The organism is Salegentibacter sp. T436, assembly GCF_001932675.1.
Lineage (GTDB): Bacteria > Bacteroidota > Bacteroidia > Flavobacteriales > Flavobacteriaceae > Salegentibacter > Salegentibacter agarivorans.
In genome coordinates, this window is the sequence record NZ_CP012872.1 from 496,119 (window position 1) to 516,443 (window position 20,325).

Consider the following 20,325-nt stretch of genomic DNA (forward strand, 5'->3'; position numbering starts at 1 on the left):
TTTATTCAGAAGAAATGTGAGCTTTTTTACTTTGAGTGTTGTATTAATTGATTTAACCGATTAGGGTAATCAGTAATAATTCCATCTACACCAAGGTCAATTAATCTTTCCATATCAGCTTCCGCGTTCACTGTCCACGGTACAAGCTTCATCCCGGCTTTGTGACTTTTTTCTACAAGATCTGGCTTTACCAAATTAAAATTTGGACTATAAATCTGGGGGGTAAACCCAAGTTTATTTATATTTTCTTCCAGTGAATTTTCTTTATTACCGGTTAAGAATGCAGTTATAACCTGAGGATAATCCTTCTTAATTTGCTGAAGCAGTCTAAAATCAAACGATTGTAAATAATACCTGTCATAGCCTAAATCTTGTTCTCTTATAACTTCCATTATCAGGTCTATAAACTTTGGGGGAGCAGGTTGATAAATCCCGTCTTTTTCGGGAGTTGCTTTAATCTCAATATTATAGATCACTTTCGGATATTTATTTTCCGCAGCAAATTGCTCTACCGAATCTATAAGTACACTGAGTAATGGTATGTGAGCTTTTGTTGTCTTTTGACCCTTTCTTGAGTAAAACTTGCTACCTACATCATACTTTCGAATATCAGCATAATTCATCTGGTAGACAGCATATTCTTCAGCATTTCCCTCTTCCAATTCCTCACCATTAGGCAATAAACTAATTGACCGATTTATACGAGGATCATGGGTCACTACTACCTTTTTATCCTTACTTATATGTACATCCAATTCAATTACGTTTGCTCCCTCTTCTATAGCTTTAGTCATTGCAACAATCGTATTCTCAGGCTTAAGGCCGCTTGCCCCTCGATGAGCTTCATTTAAAAATTTAGGAAATGACTTAATAACAACTTCAGCAGGCGAAGAAGATGATTCCTGCTTTACCTTACACCCTGTTATACAAAATGAAACGATACAAAACGTAAATAGATAAAATATACTTTTTTTCATTATTCGGTAATTTTCAATTGAATTAAATTATATAAGTAATAAATTCAGAAACAAACCTCTGAATTATGGATTTCAGTTCCCTGGGCTAATACGTTTCCCGGTAATTTGCTGGTTTACCGAAATGTTTTTATGAGGATTACAGTACGATCTAAAAGTAAATCTTCAAAGTTCTGCTGCAAAGCAAGTTTTAATGATGTCTCCTCTGTCTTTTTTATTTTGATTTTTAAACGGAAACAATAAAACTAAGAAAAATACTAAAACGTTTTAGTATTTTTCTTGATTTTCTGTTGGGATTAATCGATTATTTCTGAAACTATCTCTCTGGCGGATTTCAGTAAGTCCCAGGATCTTCAGAGAATCTTCGGTCTGCCATTTGGTTTCTATAGGTTTCTGTGCAAAACAAAAAATATGAAAAATAAGAACTTAGGAAGTAAGAATTTCTTTATAACAGACCGCCAGTAAATTATGAAGATAAAAAAGGTATTTTAAAGCCAAAAACCTATAAACTGGCCCAGTTTTTATTCTTTACTTTGATCTATACAATTCCATAGAATAATAACCAGGTTTTTATCATTTAAAATGACAAAAAATAAAAAAATAAAAAAGCCGTGGCCAACAAAGGCTGCCATGGCGCAGATTTATGAAAACAATCTTTGGGGTGGTAATAAATATGAATTTCACTCTGGTTTGGGCTCACATCATCCTGAGGTAGTAAATCCCTATATAACTATAGTATCCGGTTTCTTAGAAAAAATCGAAACACCAGCGGTTGTTTGTGATCTGGGTTGCGGCGATTTTAATATTGGTAAAAAATTGGTGAAGTACGCTCAAAAGTATATAGCTATAGATATAGTTCCAGATCTTATAACTCATAACAAACAGGCGTTTAAAGCCGATAACTTAGAATTTCATACTTTGGATATTGCAAAAGATAATTTGCCTAAAGGGGATTGTGCAATTCTAAGACAGGTGCTACAACATTTATCGAATGCTGAAATAAAATGTGTAGTGGAAAAGTTATATGACTATAAATATGTTATTCTAACAGAGCATTTACCTAAAGAAGATTTTGAACCCAATAAAGATATTATCTCAGGACAGGGAATAAGACTAAAAAAGCAAAGTGGTGTAAACCTTTTAGCGCCGCCGTTTAACTTTTTAGTTGAGGAAGAGAAACAGTTATTATCAATTAAGTCGCACGGCTTTAAAGGAATTTTGGTTACAACGCTATACAAAGTAAAATAAGTAACTAACCAAATTTTGCGATCTAGTGATTTAGACGCACTTCAATCAGAAAGAATAAAAAAAGATTAGAGAAGTGACCTCTACTGTAGCTTCAAAAATAGAACGACCCTACTCATAATATTTTCTTTGAAAACCACCCAATTAAGGTGTAGCTGCCACCTACTCTAATTTGTTATAAAACTAAAGATTTTGTTAAAGCGGCGCATGCTTGTTTAGTAAACGTATGGAATCTTAAAGTTATCGTTATACTTCAAGTTTAATGGAGACAGAAGTCCCTTCATTTTTAGCGGAAATTATTTCAACTGCTTCCTTCACATTGTAACCCAGTAGTGCTAATCGCTCTTTTACGAGGGAAACTCCTTTGGACTCGTGAAGTTTATTAGATGAATTTTCAGAAAATCCAATTCCGTTATCTTCTATTTTACATTGCAGAACATCTTCTGAAAGCATCTTAAAAGAAATTTTTAAGGTTGGATTACTTACACCAGGTGGAAAAGCGTGAACAAAAACATTTTCCACGAAAGTTTGTAAAAGCATAGTAGGGATTTCTATCGCCTGCGGATCAATTAAAGGATCTGTTTCAAATATTACCTTAATTCGATTATTAAATCGTGTATTTTCAACCCTAATATAGGATTGCAAATATTCAATTTCCTCACTCAATAAAATAGTTGGCTTGGTACAGTGATCCAGGTTTAACCTGATCAATTTTGAAAAATCTCCTAAAAATATGGTGGCCTTATCTATATCACTTTCCATAATATAATATTGAATCGAATTCATCGCGTTAAAGATAAAATGCGGATTCATTTGCGCCAGTAAAGCTTCCATTTTGGTTTCTTCAAAACGCTTTTGGATCAAGCCTTTTTGTGCTTCAAACTTTCTGGCCTGCCTTATTTGAAATTTATAAAAGCTATAAACTACCATAACTATAATACTTATACTAAGTAAGGCAAACCACCAGGTTTTCCAAAAGGGCGGAAGCACAGTTAAATTTAGTAAGGCCTGGGTATAACTTAAACCTGTACTTTCATCTAATACTTTCACCTCTAGCTCGTAATTATCTGTTGGTAGCGAAGGCAGGAAAATTTCTGGCCTGGAAAATGAAAGACTCCAGGGTTCCTCCTCATTTAACCGGTATTGATATTTTAATTTATTAGGATAAGGGTGCGCGTTTGTGCTAAATTTAAGCAATACTGTATTTTCATTGTACTTCAATTTTAGCTTCTCTCTTTCAGCAGATGATCCCAAAGAAAATTTATTATTATTGATGAAAATTTCTTTCAGTTCTATTTGATCTACCAGAGTAGTTGAATCCTTTACGGCATCAAGATCTATATTATAAAACCCATTGTTGCTTCCTATAGATAAAGTGCTTTGAGTCACTTCAGCACTCAGTAAAGGTTGCTCGAGGCCCTGTTCTTTATCCAAAAATATATATCGGCCATTTTTGTAGAGCGTTAATCCTTTTTCTGTGCCAATAATTAAAGTTCCCTGGTAATTCTCTAAAAAAGAAATAGAGTTTCCCTGAATTTTGGCCCTGGGAATTTTCTTTTGAATTTTGAATGATTCATCATCATTAACGATAAACACGTCACCGAACTCATTTGAAATGGCGAGATCCCTTCCTAAACCTGTGATGTGCTTTAATTTTTTTTCGCTCCATATTCCGTTTTCTAAATAGGATTCAAAACGATTATTCTCCCAGGCATAAAGACCGGAAAAAACAGACAAAAAATAAGTTTTATTTCCCCTCTGCAAACTACTCACCACCATAGTAGGAGTTTGAGGGTTTTCCTTTTCAAAGTGGGTATATTTAAAAAGTTCCAGGTCACTATACACTCTAACGCCGCCGTAAGGATTGGTTTCTATAAGATTCCCCGTTTTTGTAAAATTGATCTCTTCTGAATGCAATGGTAAATACCGATGCAATTCCCCCGAATCTTTTATGGCAAACACTCCAATATTGGTATTTATCCAAAACGTATCCTTAAAAACTTTTATATCATAAAAATTGAAATCGGCAGCCTTTGTAGAATAATCCAGTTCGTAAAAATCATCTTTATGTTTAGGTAAAGGCAAGGCAGTATTCAATACATATTCTTCCTGCCAATTTTTAAACTGTGATAAAGTAATCTTTTGCTCATTTCCAGCTCTTTTTAATACGATTCCATCGTGGAATAATACTGCGGAAGTTTTTTCTGTTCTCGCAAATCCAATAATATTCTTACCCGGTAGTTCAGGAATTTTAATCTGGGGATTTAAAGCTATTTCAAATAACCCGGCATCCCGGGTTCCTGCATATAACTTTTCAAATTTTGAATCATAGGCCAGGGAAATAACTTCTTTGCTAGATATATTAAATTCAGAAGCCCTGGATATTAATCGCTCCTCTACCAATTCATAAATTCCTCCGTTAGTATCGTAAATGCCCCAGGCCGCAGTAAAAATTCTATGGTCGTCTGTTTTTGCATAATCCCAGATAATGGAAGTTCCGCTTTTTTCTAAAGGAATAGAATCCTTTTCACTCACGTAATCGGGAAGATGACTTTTCGTGAAAAAACCTTTATTACTGCTGTAAATACTATCATTATCTGGGAAAACGGAATAAATAAATTTATGCTTATTTACTTTAACCAAAGCGGTCTGCTCCTCCTCATTTAGAATCCTGAAGATCCCAGATCTATACGTGACCACGTAGATTTGGTTTTGGTATTCAAAAAAATCCTGAACCCTGAAAAGCTCCTTCCCGGCCGGAGTCTTTAAAGAATTTACTTTGAAAGTATTTAAATTTATAAGAGAAACGCCATCACTGGTTCCTACATACATATAGTTCCCGGAAGTAAACAGTTTGGTTATTTGGTTGTGAACCAATCCATCTTTTTCTGAGAGAATTTTGAATTTATAACCATCATACACACTAAGCCCTTCTCCGTAGCTACCAAACCATAATTTGCCGTTTTTGTCTTCTGCAATGGCCCAACAGCTGTTTTGAGCTAAGCCATCCTCTTCAAAGAAATATTGAAATTCGTCATTCTCCTTTTTAACTATACCATTTTCAGTACCTATCCATAGACTATTTTTACTGTCAATTAGTATGGATCTAACCGACTTATTTGGTAAATCTTTGGCTGCAGTATAATTTTTAGTGGGATAATTTTGAGAAAAGGCGAAATTAAACCATAAAAATATTATGAGAAATAGTTTAATGGTTTTGTAGAATGGCATTGATAAACTCTTCTTCTTTTCGAAAAGAAACAGGAAGTTTCTCTCCGTTGGTTAATTCAATTTCCTTGTTTGCCTTATGGTATCTAACCACGTAATTTAAATTGATGACGTAGCTTTTATGAATTCTTTTAAAAGTAGTAGCCGGAAGTACTTCTTCAACAAATTTTAAGGTCTTTGAAGCTGTTTTTGCAGAACCATCGATTTTTTTAATACTGCAGTAGTTACTTTCTGCCTTGCAATATAGTATTTGATTGGTATGGATTAGTTCGAACCCTTCAAGGGTGGGAAAAGCAATTTTACTTACGTTTTGGTCATTTACATTCAGATTTTCTAAAAGCAAAGACAATTTTCTTTGAGCAAAATTCCTTTCATTTTTCTTTTCAAACTTTTTTACGGCTTCAGCTAAATCTAAATGATTAATTGGCTTCAATAAATAATCCAGCGCGCTACGCTTAATTGCTTTAATGCCAAATTTATCATGTGCAGTGGTGAAAATGACTTCAAAATTTATCACCTCGAAATGCTTGAAAAGTTCAAATCCATTCTTTTCTGGCATTTGAATATCTAAAAAAACCAGGTCTGGTTCGTATTTTTTGATGGCAAGCACCCCGGAATCTACTGAAATGCATTTTTCAACAATATTAAATTTATTTGGAAAATACCTGTCCAGGGTTTTCTCCAGTAAACTTTGCGCATTTATTTCATCGTCAATAATTACTGCCTTTATCATATACCAAAATTACAATTAAAATTATGAGTTGTTTAGACCCTGAAAAAGCTTCCGAAACTACCAAATAATTTCAATAAGATTAACTCACTTACCCCCCTAATAATTCCACTTTGAAAAGACAGTGTATCAAAAAAGAGATTCCTCAGGGATGAGTCAAAAAGCTTTAAAATGATTAAAATACTTTTTAAATTTTTAAGAAGAAAGACTGATGTAGATGCCCAACAATTAATTTCAAAGTAAGCAATAAGAAAAGTTTTGAAATTATTATTTTAAAAAAATACCAACAATAAAGCTAGAATTTTTAAAAATAAAGAAACAACTATAGAGAGCATATTTAAATTAGAATTTAAACTCCAGGTTTATGGAAATAGTAATTATCTTTTTGCGATTCTCACATTTGATGGCACAATAATAATGTGATCGTTAAAACTAAAAAAGGGTGTTTTCCCCCTTCTTTAATCGGCAGAAATAATTTCTATTTTTAATTCCAATAGGTTTAATATCACCTTTCCATTTCATATTAAATCGGATAAATTTTTATTTAATCATACTCATATAAAGTAAACCTTTGTATAGAAACATCATCAATAAAAGAACGAATATGCCTTCCCTGATGGGTTTGATCGCCATTTAAATGCTGGAAAACTTTCCATTTTCCTTCTTCAAAATATCCGCGATCTGTTTTTAAAATTCCTACCCTGGAATTTGGCTTTTTCAGGTTTTTCATTTTTAAAGAAACCCCATATCCCGCATAGAAAAATTCATTATCGGCTGTTTGAACAATAATTGCCCCAGCTGGTTCCCAAACATCCTCATTAGAGTTGGGCTCCCAACCAAGGTTAAAGGTATGTTCTGCAGTGAATTCATAGTCTCCCAGGGTAAATATCATTTCATTTACTTCCTTATTGAGCAAAACTCCTTCTAATCGATTTTGTCCTCTATTGGCTTCTAAAATCGGTTCTATTTGGTGAATTATTTCATACACCTGCGCTAATTTCTGCTCTTTTGGCGTGAAGGCTTCGCTGGGTATTTGCTCTACGGAAAATGGAGCAAATCCCAGGGCCTCGTAGTGCCCAATGGCGAACAAAGCTTTTGCCGCTACAGTGTTATCAAAATTATGTTCGGGTATGAATAACGGATTCCCCTGTCTTACATACAAATCGTTCCAATGTTTAAACCTCGGGTTATAAAAATCGGGAGCGTAAAAATCGATATTAGGAGATCCTGCTTTCCAGATATCAAGTAGATGGGGAAGCGGACCTCCACTGGGATAATCTCCCGGTTTTACATTTGGCCGGTTTAGTGCTGCATTAACATATGCGGGTAACGGGTATTCCTCTTTTCCTGCTTTTGTAACCTCATTGGCATAATGCGAAAAATAATAAGCCATAAAAATTTCATCCGTATGAAGTCCTTTTCCAAAAACTTCTTCCCAGCTGCCTTGTTCCCTGGCTCCATTATTCTTCCAAATTTCAGAAAATTCAGAATTTAAAATATCTTCATTATTGATTATATAATCCAATAGCTCCCTGGGAACTTCTTCTTTAAATTTTTGATTTGCCAGGGAATGATAGTCTCTGGCAGAGGGCAACATTCCAATTTCATTTTCAGGTTGCATAAGTATAACTGTATGATGCGAGCAGTCTATTTTTTTAATATACTTAAGGAGATGTTGGTATGCATTCAAATCTGCCTTCATATTATTTTCTGAAAAAGCTGTGAGAATCTCCTGGCTTTTCCCTTCTTTACTTACTGCCCTGGGGAATCTCTTTTGATTTAACTTCACCCAGGAAGGTACGTGACTGGACATACTATTCTTCCAGGAACCAAACCAGAGTACAACAAGTTTAAGATCATACTTACGAGCTTCCAGAATTAAATCTTCTATAAGTTTATAATCAAATTTCCCTTCTTCTGGTTCAAATAACTCCCAGTAAATAGGAAGTAACACCGTATTAAGGTTTAATTCTTTCAGCCTTGGCCAAACTGGTTTCATGGATTCCATAGTACTCGCTGTAGAATTTCCAAGCTCACCCGCAAGCATAAGATAAGGCTTACCATCAACCACCAACTGATATTTATTTCCTACTTGTTGTAAACGAGGAATTGCTTCCTGCGCAAACAAATCTGAAGAAAGAAAAAATAAAGAAAACAGGGTAAGGAATAAAATTCTTTTCATAGGATAGGTAATTGAATAGTTTTGTGAAAACCTTTTATAGTCAATTGTACTAAACTAAGATTTATTTTACACTCCCGAATTGTGACCTTCAGTATCTTTAAAAATTAATGTAAGAGCCCTCGTTATTGCACAAAGAAAAAGCCCCGGAACTCCAGAGCTTTTGCTTTTGCCTTATTTTCAACCTGGTTTAATTATTCACCATAAGGACTTAATCAATCAAACTGTAAATTTGACTCGGGCTCGATTTCTGAAATCGACTTCCCTCCTCCTATTCGGTAGGAGATCCCGAGATTTATTAGATAATCAGCAAATGCAGCATCTCCATTCCTGGGTTCTCCGGTTGCGATTTGAGTTTCAAGATCGGTAACACTTTGTGGCCGGTTTCTTCGTACCGCCACAGGCACATTTAAGTTTATTGAAAAGTTATTTTTCATATAAGAAATTCCGGGATCTATAGAAAGCACGTTTCCTGGCCTTCTAAATCCTCCGCTTCCGCCAAGCACATCTTCTACAGGAACACCTTCAAATCGGGCACCAAGAGATGCAGAAAAATTTTGTGATAAGCTATAACCTAAACCAATGCGCAACGCAAACTGATCTGGCACCGACATTACGGATTCATTTTCCAAAATAGGACTTAGGGTTTCCCTAAAAGTTCTAATTCCATTCGTTTCCTTGGGATTAAAGAGATAAAATCCGCCTCCGTAAACAAACAAATTTGTGCTTATTGCCTGGTAAAACTGAAAATCAGCAGTAAACCCAAAACCGCCATCTCCCGGCTGAATAGATTGATCTACCGGTCTCACCTGTGGCGAACCTTCAGGACCCACGTTATAAAAAACATCAGTCGCATTATAATTTCCGGTAGGCAATTTTAAGCCAAGTCCTAATGCTAAATTTCCATTTACATGATCCACGGGGTCAAAAAGCCAATATCCAACACCCAATCTAATATCGGCAAGTCCCCGCGAAAATGTTTTATGTCTTTCTTCACGTCCGTGCTCATACAAAGAAGAACGTTCGTTAAGCACGGTGGGAATAGTAATTCCGGCATATAATCTATCTGTTAAACCATAATTAAGACTAAAATCCCAGGAATGGGAATAGTTTATTACTTCGGTATTATTTGAAACGCGGTCCGGTTCCTCTTCTGTACCCTTAAAGTGTCTAAAAGATTTAAAGTACCGGTAATTCATCCCCACCTGAAAATCCCCTTTCCCCAGCAAGTTACTTTCCAGTTCATTCCCCATACTACAGGAAAAGTGTCTAATAGCCACACAGCCTTGTGCGTTTATTGTTTGTTGGAAAAATAAACCGAATAATAATGCACTAAAAAGGCTACAATTTAACTTCATACAGGTAGTTTATATTATTGATAAGAACCAAAGTAGATTTAATTAGTACAGGTTTTGGATAATGAAAAATCAAATAGATTAATGAAAGGTTAATTGAATTAATAAAAGACTAATTGCGAACTTGAAAGCTAAATTTTAGTAATATAGTTCTCGATTTGAAACGGAGAAAAATTTATATCGCAGTATTTATCATTTCGGTGGTAGGATTATTCGTGGTACAATATCAATACTTAAGAATTGGACTCAACCTCGCTGAAGTACAGTTTGAGCAGAAAATTGAACGGGCCGGAAACAATTTAAAAAAGGATCTTGCAGCGGAAAATCAGCTTAGTTTTTTAATTGCACAGTCGCTTACCGGCCAAAACTACTTTAGTTTAAGTCGTGACAGTTTACAGGATGCTTCCCGTCATTTCTTAAATGATTTTGTAAAAGATAGGTTAGCGGCCAATAAAATTGACACCGACTTCTCTTACCATCTTTACACTGAAGATGATAGTTTAACGCTAATATCACCAACAACTTTCAGCAGCAAAGATTCTATTATAAAATACCCGATTAAATTAGAAGGTTATCTTCCTCTAATGCTGGAAAAGGAAGTCACCCTTGAACTTCAGTTTAAAAACCTCAATTCCTATTTTTTATCGCAATTGCATGGCTTGCTAATCCCTGGCTTACTTTTCCTTGCTATTATTATTTTTGTGGTGATTTGGATGTTGCGATTGTTTTATTGGCAAAGAAACCTCATTACCATTACCAACGATTTTATTAACAACCTCACTCACGAACTTAAAACTCCGGTCTTTTCAATTGGGGTCGCCACAAAAATCCTGGAAGCAGATATAGAAGAAAGCAAAAAGCCCATAGTTTTACAAATTAGAAAACAGGTAGCTCGCTTAAATAAACATATTGAGCAGGTATTAGACCTTGCCAGCCTGGAGAATAGGAAAAAGTATATTCAACTCGAAGAAAAAGACTTGCGACCGGAACTTCTACAATGGTGTGAAGATTTTAAATTGCATTCGCAACTGGAAAATTTTAACTTCAACTTCCATTTGGAACCGGGACCATACAATATGAAAGTTGCTCTGTCCCATTTTGAAAATGCCATAAACAATTTGCTGGATAATGCTAAAAAGTACGCTGAAGATCCTGTTATTAGTTTAAAAGCTTTTTCAAAGAAAAATGATTTATATATAGTAATAAGTGATAATGGGAGCGGTATTTCAGATAAAGAAAAACGCCGTATTTTTAAAAAATTCTACCGGGTTCCTGAAGGTGATTTACATAGCGTAAAAGGCTACGGCCTCGGATTAAATTATGTTCAGGAAGTTATAAAAAGACATAAAGGCCAAATTAAGTTAGAAAGCAAACTACAAGTTGGAACACAAATCATAATAATCATACCCTTAATCAATGTTAATTAAAAAGAACAAAATATTATTGGTAGAAGACGATGAGTCCTTAGGATATCTACTTTCTGAATATTTAAAAATTAAGGATTTTGATGTTCGTTGGGCGCCAACAGGAAAGAAAGCTTTAGATCTTGTTGAAGCTCACTCTTACGAATTGGTTATCCTGGATGTTATGCTGCCTGACATTGATGGATTTACACTTGCGCAAAAAATAACGACAAATTATCCAGACTTGCCTTTTATTTTTCTTACCGCCAGATCATTAAAAATAGATGTTTTAAAAGGTTTTTCTGTTGGTGCCGTAGATTATTTAAAAAAACCAATTGATGAAGAAGAACTGGTAGCCAGAATCCAGGTGCTTTTATCACGACTTCAACCAACTCAAACAGAACCTGAAACCCAGGGAGACTTACATTCTATTGGAAAATATACTTTTAATTTTAAAAGTCAGGAATTAATTTTTGAAGATGAAGTGATTCATTTAACAGGAAGAGAAAATGAATTATTAGGTTACCTGGTGCAAAATAAAAATGGACTCTGCAGCCATAAAGACATTTTAGTTCTTCTGTGGGGTAAAAACGATTATTTTAACCGAAAAAGTTTAAACGTTTTCATTTCTCATCTTCGAAAGTATTTAAGTCGGGATCCAAATATTAAAATTGAAAACCTGCATAAAAAAGGATTTGTTTTAAAAATTAATTGAGATAATCCTTTTCCAACATACGAGACCGGTTAAAATAAAAAAGGTTTCAGATATAATTATTAGTCAGCATAGGAATTATAGCAATCCAAGAATTTACTCCACACAAAAGCCTCTCATTTCTGAAAGGCTTTTGCTTCCGATGCTTCGGAATGCGGTCTGGACGAGACTCGAACTATTTCCAAACACCCTTATTTTACAAGGCTTTCGAAAGCGCCTATTTTAGGACTCACCGAATTCGGCACCTTTAACAAAGTTTAACATTTTGTAATTATGAAGAGCCTTACTTCTCAATTTTTAAGAGGGACCCTTATTTTATAGTTTTAAATACATAAATAAAGATAATAACCATAGGATGGATAATAATAACTTCCAAACATTCCTTGCGAACAGTTTCTGAGAGAATATGATTGGACTTAATCAAAAATTTTCAAAAGAAAACCGCCCCCGATGATCGAAGACGGTCTTCCCACTAACTAACACACTTAATGGATAAAAAAATCTACTTAACAATATCAATTTCCGCAAAAACCGGTCTATGGTCTGAAGCGTATTCTTCTGGAATTACTTTATGAGATTTTACTTGAAATTTAGCTTGAGGATGTTTATAGTAAATAAAATCAATTGCTCGTTTAGGGTTCTCCACCGGAATAGTCGGTGGACAGGTTTTGCAGGTCCTTTTGAGTTCAGAATCTAACAACTGGATGGTTTCTGAGTTCGGACCATCGTTAAAGTCTCCTCCCAATATTAAAGGCTCGTTCCATTCGCTTGCCATCTCAATTAACTTCTTCACCTGTAATATTCTGCTCTTTGAATCCGTTTTATAATCTAAGTGGGTACTCCCGAACAAAATATTCTGATTTGCATTAATTTCAATTAAGCCTAAAGCTACCACTCTATTTTCAGTATTGTCTTCCGGGTGGTTAGGAAGAGCTAAAATTTCGCTATTCTTTATTGGGAATTTTGATAAAATTGCATTCCCATATTCACCATTATCATAATCAATAGCTTTGGCAAAATAATATTCCATATCCAGGGCTTCAGCAATCAATTCTGCCTGGTTCCCCTCTCCCGACCTTTCAGTATTAAAATCTACTTCCTGGAGAGCAACTAAATCAGGATTTTCTGCTTTAATTACCTTAACGATAGCTTCTATATCAATCTTATCTTCTATAGAGGGAGGGTTAGCGTGATGAATATTATAAGACATTACTCTTAGCGTGCGCTCTACCACCACTTCATTTTCCGCTTCATTTTCGTTAGCCGTGGCAGTTTTATTACCACTTTCCTCACACGAGATAAAAGAAGCCGCCATTAAAACGGCTCCTATTAGGTATTTGATTCCGATCATTTGAATAAGATTTACCATCCTGGATTTTGTACTAAATCGGGGTTTCTTTCTAATTGAGGAAGGGGTACTGGCCAGAGATAGTGTCTTTCAGGGTCAAAAACCCTGTCAGTTAACGCAATAATAAATCCATTCTCATCTGTCCTTAAATTATCAGCCATTGCAGGATTTGGTAACCACTTCACATTGGTTCCTTTGACGTCCGATGCTAATAATTCTCCCTGTTTCCAGCGTTTAATATCAAAGTATCGCTGACCTTCCAGTGCTAATTCAACTCTTCTTTCCCTTCTGATTTCCTCTCTTAGATCTAATCCATTAGATTCCAAATCAGCCAAAACCATAGGTTGCATTGCTACTCTTTCTCTTAATAGGTTGATGGATATATCCAGGTCTTCCTGAGATAAAACTCCCTGTTCAAATCTGGCTTCAGCATACGTTAATAAAACCTCCGCATAACGCAGTAAATGAATATCATTAAAATCACGATTATAAGTTGGTACTGCAGAAGGTTCTGCATATTTCGTAAAATAATACCCGGTCAGGGTTACAGCACCACGTCCATCAGATTGAAATTTCGGGACTTCAAAAATTTCTGGATTTTCATTATTTTCCCGGCCATCATAACGACCACCCCATTCAGAACCTGGTTCTAAAATAGTTTGTGTCATTCTTGGATCTCTATTTTCAAAAACGTCTTCATAAGTTTCAACACTATATAAAGGCGACTTATCAATTGGTAATCCATCAGCCATTAAATAAGAATCTACCAAGGATTTGGTTGGGTTCCATCGAATAACCTGATCGGGAACGTGTATTTCCCGGCTAAGATTATGCATAGCTTCATCCTCTAAAGATAGCCTGGCAATAATAGTTTCTTTGTTATTACCATTGGCAAGTTTTCCTTCATAAGTAAATAAATCATAGTAATCACTTTCTGGATTTCCGGTAGAATACAATTCATAAACCCCCATATCCATTACTCTTTTAGCAGCATCTTCAGCAACATCGTATCTTTCATTATACAATGCCATCCTGGCTTTTAATGCAAGGGCTGCACCTTTATTCATTCTACCCAGATTTTCTCCTGAAGGTATCTCTTCAGGTAGGTACTGAGCAGCATCTTCTAAATCATTGAGTACAAAATCCACTACTTCCTCTTTAGGATCTCGAGGTATCATAAGCTCATCAATATTAAGTGGCTCTGTTACTAAAGGCATATCGCCCCAGAACTCTGTTATATAAAGGTACATTAATGCTCTTATCACCCGTACTTCGGCAGCATATCTCTCAGCAACCAAAGGATCATCAACTTCTGCTTTTTGATAGTTAGCCAAAAAGGAATTAGCCTGGCGAATCCCGCGATATTGTGTGGTCCATTCTGTATTCAGGGTATTTAAATCTGAATTGTAATTTCCACTTCCTATACGTTGATACTGGGTTGTGGAAGGCCACAAGGTATTGTCCCCCATATTTTCCTGGTCAACAGTATTCTTAGCTTTCACATTGGCATATAATGCATTCGCAGCCAACCTAAGGTGTTCTTCGTTCTCCCAAAAGGTTTCATCAGTTAGTTCATCATTTGGTGCTCGATCCAGAAAATCTTTTTCACACCCTACTAAGCAAAACATGCTCAGTATCACACTAAATACAGCTATTTTCTTCATCTTTTTTTACTTTAAGTTAATGTTTAGACCGATAGTAAATGTCCTTATCTGTGGATAAAAACTTCCACTACTTACGGGAGATTCAGGATCGTAACCGTCAAAATAATCAGTAAACGTCAGTAAATTTTCGCCCGACACATACGCTCTTAAACGATCTACTCTAAATCTGCTTGTAAAATTCTCCGGTAGTGTATATCCAACCTGAACATTTTTCAATCTTATATAAGACGCGTCTTCTAACCAATAAGTAGATAATCTTTGATTATAAGATTGTTGATAGGTCAATCGGGGATAGGAGGCATTTGTGTTTTCAGGCGTCCATCTATCCAAATGAACAGCTTGTGGAATAGCACTTTCAGAAATTAACGCATGACGCGCCGTTCCCGTCAGTAACCCGTTCACTTTTCCTACACCTTGAATAAATACACTTAGATCAAAATTTTTGTAGTCAAAATCTCCACGGAAACCATAGGTATATCTTGGAATATGACTTCCAATAACTTTCCTATCATTAACCAAGTCTACTTCTCCATCTCCATTTAAATCTTTATAAATTAAATCTCCGGGCTGTACCGGGTCCCCCTGGATATAAGGGAAGTTTGGAATATAAGTATCCGAACCTGCATCATAAGTGAAATCAGATTCTTGTGCTATCCTATCGGCTACTAAACCATAAAATGCATCTAGTGGATCCCCCACCCTTCGAATTCGGTCTCCAATTGTAGGTTCAGTCCCTCCAAGATCAGTAACCTCGTTACGAACATCGGAGATGTTGAAATTCAAATCATAATTAAATTCTTTTATTTGATCTCTCCATCCCAGTTCCAGTTCCCAACCTGTATTTTCTACAGAACCGGCATTTTGATATGGGTAAGCAGGACCTCCAAAAACGTCTGGAATAGGTAATCTCAATAAAATATTGTTGGTATTATTCTCAAAATAATCTGCCGTGATGTTTAATCGATTATCTAAAAAGCTAAGATCTAAACCAACATTTAATTTTTCAGCAGATTCCCAGGTTAAGAGTTCATTCCCAACAGCCGTTTGTCTATAACCAATGGTTACAGCATTTCCTATTGGCATTGTACTTACCGGTCCAAGAACATCCATAAATGCCCAGTCGGCAATCCTGTCATTTCCCTGGGTTCCGTAAGAAGCACGAATTTTCCCAAAATCCAAGATATCATTTTCTAAAAATTCTTCTTCAGTAAAAACCCAACCTAAAGAGGCGGAAGAGAACAAATTCCAACGAACATCTTTAGCAAAACGAGAAGACCCATCATATCTAAAATTTGCTTCGGCTAAATACTTGTCTTTAAATGCATAATTTAATCTTCCAAATACAGATTGTAAGGCATTTTGTGCATTACCCCCACTATTTCTTTGATTATCGGTTCCTAGATTAATATGGCCCACAGAAGTAGACGCTACATCAGTTCTTGATGCCGATAAATCATCGTTTATGGTTTCCTCCTGGGAAACCCCTAATAGGGCCTGAACACTATGATCTTCAGCAAAGGTTCTATCAAATTCGGCCGTACCAACAAAGGTCTGGTAGGTACCTTTATAACTACTTGTTGTAATCTGACTCGGGTTATTAATCTGCCAAACTAGATTACCAGTATCGGCATCATAATAATTTACAGTTCTATCAAATACATTTCTTCTTGAGTTGTATTTCACCAAACCATACCTTCCGCGAATTTTAAATCCATCGAAAATTCTTATTGCTGCGTCAACATTGGCTGTAAATTCCTCAGAAGTAAAATCATTAGTTCCCGCTTCATACGCCGTAGCTACAGGATTACTTGAACCTCCTATATATCCCCAACCTCCATTTGTATTTCTAACAGGAACCAATGGTCTGACAGTAAGAGCCTGGTAAAGTGGGGCGAATCCCTGAGAAGATCCGATATAATTTCTGTCAATATACCCGAGGTTGGTATTTAATTCAATCCTATCTAATAAAGTAGTACTTACCTTAGCTCTAATATTGTGTCGTTTGGCTTCAAACTTATCACCTACTACTAAACCACCTTCTTTAAGTAACCCATAAGAGAGATAGTAATTAAGATTTTCTTCCCCTCCATTTACACTCAGATTATGACTTTCTTGCGGAGCATAGTCTTTGTACACTTCATTTACCCAGTTAGTATTCGCGTAATAATTGGGATCTGAACCATCTCGAGCGATTTGAATCTCTTCTTCAGAATAAGTAGGGTTTCTACCCACATTGATTTGTGACTCATTTAACAACTCCATATATTCGGGAGAACCAAGTTTTTCGGGAATAGCTGTGGGACGCTGCATACCGTAATAGGTATTATAGGAAAGGGTAGGTTCTCCCCCTTTACCAGATTTTGTAGTCACAACAATAACTCCGTTCGCACCCCTTACACCATAAATAGAGGAAGAAGCGGCATCTTTTAATACAGATATACTTTCTATATCACTTGGGTTTAATATATCTAAATTTCCACCCGGCACCCCGTCTATAACTATTAAGGGAGAAGCATTACCCCAGGTTCCAATTCCACGAATCCTGATATCGCCGGAATTATTACCAGGAGCTCCGGAAGCTCCTGTAACAGTAACTCCTGCCATTGAGCCCTGAAGACCAGAACTCACATTAGTAATAGGGCGATCTTCCAGAGTTTCTGAATCGACCTGACTTACCGCTCCGGTTAAATTAGCCTTCTTTTGTGTACCGTATCCTACTACTACTACTTCGTTTAGACCTTCAGAACTCTCTTCTAAAACTATTTCAAATTCAGTTTGCCCATTTAGCATAATCTCCTGAGTTTGAAAACCCAAAAAGGAGAAAATCAAAGTAGTATTTTCATCATCTGTAACACTGAATTCAAACTCACCTTCCATGTCGGTAACGGTACCATTAGAAGTACCATCTTCTGCAACGGTTACCCCTGGAATAGGTAATCCCTCGTCATCTAATACCCTTCCGGATACTTCTCTCTCCTGAGCAAAGCCCACCCAGCTGAAAAGGGTACAAAGTACTATAAGTACCTTTTTAATGTTTTTCGTCATAATTTAATTTTTAGTTTTTAGTTATTCATATTGGTTAATTTTTAGAAGGCTTCAAATGTCGGCTTAATTGAATCTCATCCTAAAAAGTTGATTTTAAATAATTATGAAAAAATCATTTCAAATCAGTTAACTAAAGATGTCTTAGGTTAATATTTCACCCCAGGGCCTTTACCCCTCGTGAATCTTAAGCGCAACTTTTCCGTTAACCTGTTTTATTTTTTCATTTGAAAATGAAAAATTTTCTGTCCGCTGATAGAGAACTACTATACATTCTAAAGCTTTTTAATTTTTATATTCCTGAACCAGGTATAGCTGCCGTGATCCTGTAAGCCAATTAGACCGGATTTTGCCGTACCGTAATCAGGAAAATCTTTCCATTTCCCTTCTTTTTTTCTTTGTTCCCATTCTTCTGACCAAGGCTCAAATTCCACCGTCTTTTGACCGTTTAGCCAGTAAGTAACTTTATCCTGAGTAAACCTAATTCTTGTGGTATTCCATTCTCCCACTTCTTTAAGATTATCTTCATCATACTCAGGGTCATACATCCCATAATCTGCCCCAATAGATTGCCAGGGTTTTAATTCCTGAGGAAAACCTTTCTGATCAATAATCTGATATTCGGGAGCTGCATAATACGGGGAGTCATAGGCTTCGTCTTCAACTACGTGATAAAACACCCCACTATTACCTTCCTGCGATATCTTCCATTCCAAATACAGTTCAAAGTTTTCAAACTTCTCTTCTCCGTACACGATATCACCACCTATATCACCACCTTTTCCCAGGGATTTTAAAGTTCCATTTTCTACGACCCAACCCTCTGGAAGACCCTCTGCATTTTTCTCATTAAACCCCCGCCAGCCTTCAGCATTTTCCCCATCAAAAAGATATTGCCACTGCTCATCTCTTTCATTGGCCGCTATAGTTTCTACATTATCCTTTTCTTTTATTTCTGTTTTATCTGAATCTTTACCTTCATTTTTACAAGCCACCAGGCACGCAAGAGTAAATATGCTTAGTATTATTTTTTTCATTTTTATATTTTAAAAGGTTATACTATTTTCATTTGTTCTGGATCCCACTGAATAAATTTATTTTGTCGATAACTGTCATTGCATAACAATGCAGGTGCAGCAGCTCTAAATCCGAATACAGGATCTTCTACTACGGTTCCGCCTGTTCTAATAGCATGGAAAAAATTAGCGAAGTGATCGTAATGAGCGCCCTTATAACCGCGTTCAGCTTCGTAAAAGGTATTGGAAGGGGGTAAGATCTTTTTTCGATCGCTACGGGTCATACTTTCTTCAGATGCCTTCTCTGCCGTAAATGGATCATTATCATTCGAAGCCGTGTTTTGTTTAAGCATAACATCGTCCCAGGTAACATCCATGGATCCTTTACTACCCACAATTTTTAAATAAGTACTTCCACTGGTGCCATCTACGAAATTACAGCGTAAAGAAAGATTGAATGCCGGGTGGTTATCGGTATCTGGATAATCAAACATTCCCATTAATACATCCGGAACTTCTCTGCCGTCCTTCCAATATCTTAATCCACCCGTAGCTGCTACTTTGTTTGGGCCATAAGAACCCGTTATAAAATGAAGGCTTGAAAAAAGATGTACGAATAAATCACCGGACATCCCGGTACCATAATCGGTATAGTTTCTCCATCTAAAAAAACGATCTTCATCAAATGGTCTTTTGGTAGTAGGCTCAATAAACTTCTTCCAATCTACTGTTTCCTGGGAGGCATCATTAGGAATAGGATATTGCCACGCCCCTAAAGGAGAGTTTCTGGCCCAAAATCCTTCCGCATAATTAATTTCTCCAATTGCACCTGCTTCCAGTAATTGCTTGGCTTTTTCATTACCAAGAGAAGAAAGACCCTGGCTCCCAACCATAAAAATTCTTCCCGATTTTTCCCATGCTTTAATTACCTCATGCCCCTCCTCTATAGAATGGACCATCGGTTTTTCACAGTACACATGTTTACCTGCCTTTAAAGCATCAATACTGATTTTTTTATGCCAATGATCTGGCGTACCAATTATCACCGCATCAATATCATCACGCTTAAGGATATCTTCGTACTTTTTGGTAAGGAACAGGTCACTACCCCATCGTTCTTTGGATTCTTCCAATCTACCCTCATATAAATCACAAACGGCAAGTAAATTAATATTGTCATGCTGTAGAGCGGTATTGGTATCTGCAACCCCCATCCCTCCAGCTCCAATTAACGCTATAGCTATTGGCTTGGTGTTTCTTTTAGTTTCGATTCTATTAAGAAAATTTAAGGGTTTCCCTTCTGAGGCAAAAACTGAAGGGATAATGGCCGCAGTGGCTCCTGCTACCCCCAGTTTTTTTATAAAAGAACGTCTATTATTCTTCATAGTTATTAGATAGATTTAATTTTTTAACTGCGTAAATCTAACTA

General features: G+C 36.1%; 13 protein-coding genes. 3 read left to right on the top strand and 10 right to left on the bottom strand.

Features of this window, described 5'->3' with window-relative positions:
- Positions 1-26: 26 nt before the first annotated feature.
- The gene (locus tag AO058_RS02180; RefSeq protein WP_075325020.1) at positions 27-977 is read right to left on the bottom strand and encodes a glycerophosphodiester phosphodiesterase family protein; all 951 of its coding nucleotides are present in this window, start codon (positions 975-977) and stop codon (positions 27-29) included.
- A 579-nt stretch (positions 978-1,556) separates the two neighbouring features.
- Between AO058_RS02180 and AO058_RS02185 the strand changes: the two genes are divergently transcribed.
- A complete protein-coding gene (locus AO058_RS02185) occupies positions 1,557-2,222 on the top strand; it encodes a class I SAM-dependent methyltransferase (RefSeq protein WP_075325021.1) in 666 nt (221 codons plus the stop codon).
- A 243-nt stretch (positions 2,223-2,465) separates the two neighbouring features.
- Here AO058_RS02185 and AO058_RS02190 read toward each other — a convergent pair whose 3' ends face one another.
- The 4 genes from AO058_RS02190 to AO058_RS02205 form a co-directional block, all read right to left on the bottom strand.
- On the bottom strand, positions 2,466-5,450 hold the full coding sequence (locus AO058_RS02190) for a sensor histidine kinase (RefSeq protein WP_075325022.1): 2,985 nt from the start codon (positions 5,448-5,450) through the stop codon (positions 2,466-2,468).
- Positions 5,428-6,180 (bottom strand): LytR/AlgR family response regulator transcription factor, encoded by a 753-nt coding sequence (locus tag AO058_RS02195; RefSeq protein WP_075325023.1) that lies wholly within the window; start codon positions 6,178-6,180, stop codon positions 5,428-5,430. The genes AO058_RS02190 and AO058_RS02195 overlap by 23 nt, the downstream gene beginning before the upstream one ends.
- A gap of 541 nt (positions 6,181-6,721) precedes the next feature.
- Entirely contained in the window at positions 6,722-8,359 is a 1,638-nt protein-coding gene (locus AO058_RS02200; RefSeq protein WP_075325024.1) for a GH35 family beta-galactosidase, read from the bottom strand.
- 212 nt (positions 8,360-8,571) lie between these two features.
- A complete protein-coding gene (locus tag AO058_RS02205; RefSeq protein ID WP_075325025.1) occupies positions 8,572-9,714 on the bottom strand; it encodes a protein involved in meta-pathway of phenol degradation in 1,143 nt (380 codons plus the stop codon).
- A 155-nt stretch (positions 9,715-9,869) separates the two neighbouring features.
- Between AO058_RS02205 and AO058_RS02210 the strand changes: the two genes are divergently transcribed.
- Together AO058_RS02210 and AO058_RS02215 are read left to right on the top strand one after the other, a co-directional pair.
- Complete coding sequence (locus tag AO058_RS02210) at positions 9,870-11,138, top strand: sensor histidine kinase (RefSeq protein ID WP_075325026.1); 1,269 nt, start codon at positions 9,870-9,872, stop codon at positions 11,136-11,138.
- On the top strand, positions 11,128-11,829 hold the full coding sequence (locus tag AO058_RS02215) for a response regulator transcription factor (protein WP_075325027.1): 702 nt from the start codon (positions 11,128-11,130) through the stop codon (positions 11,827-11,829). Before AO058_RS02210 ends, AO058_RS02215 begins: the two co-directional genes overlap by 11 nt.
- A 499-nt stretch (positions 11,830-12,328) precedes the next feature.
- Here AO058_RS02215 and AO058_RS02220 read toward each other — a convergent pair whose 3' ends face one another.
- The 5 genes from AO058_RS02220 to AO058_RS02240 form a co-directional block, all read right to left on the bottom strand.
- Positions 12,329-13,177 carry an endonuclease/exonuclease/phosphatase family protein gene (locus tag AO058_RS02220; RefSeq protein WP_198036131.1) on the bottom strand — a complete coding sequence of 283 codons (849 nt, stop codon included), beginning with the start codon at positions 13,175-13,177 and terminating at the stop codon, positions 12,329-12,331.
- Between the two features lie 11 nt (positions 13,178-13,188).
- The gene (locus tag AO058_RS02225) at positions 13,189-14,838 is read right to left on the bottom strand and encodes a RagB/SusD family nutrient uptake outer membrane protein (RefSeq protein ID WP_075325028.1); all 1,650 of its coding nucleotides are present in this window, start codon (positions 14,836-14,838) and stop codon (positions 13,189-13,191) included.
- A 6-nt stretch (positions 14,839-14,844) separates the two neighbouring features.
- On the bottom strand, positions 14,845-17,883 hold the full coding sequence (locus tag AO058_RS02230) for a SusC/RagA family TonB-linked outer membrane protein (RefSeq protein ID WP_075325029.1): 3,039 nt from the start codon (positions 17,881-17,883) through the stop codon (positions 14,845-14,847).
- Positions 17,884-18,155: 272 nt separating this feature from the next.
- Positions 18,156-18,917 carry a 3-keto-disaccharide hydrolase gene (locus AO058_RS02235; RefSeq protein WP_075325030.1) on the bottom strand — a complete coding sequence of 254 codons (762 nt, stop codon included), beginning with the start codon at positions 18,915-18,917 and terminating at the stop codon, positions 18,156-18,158.
- A 17-nt stretch (positions 18,918-18,934) separates the two neighbouring features.
- Positions 18,935-20,281, bottom strand: a complete 1,347-nt coding sequence (locus AO058_RS02240) for a Gfo/Idh/MocA family protein (RefSeq protein ID WP_075325031.1) — start codon at positions 20,279-20,281, stop codon at positions 18,935-18,937.
- Positions 20,282-20,325 lie beyond the last annotated feature (44 nt).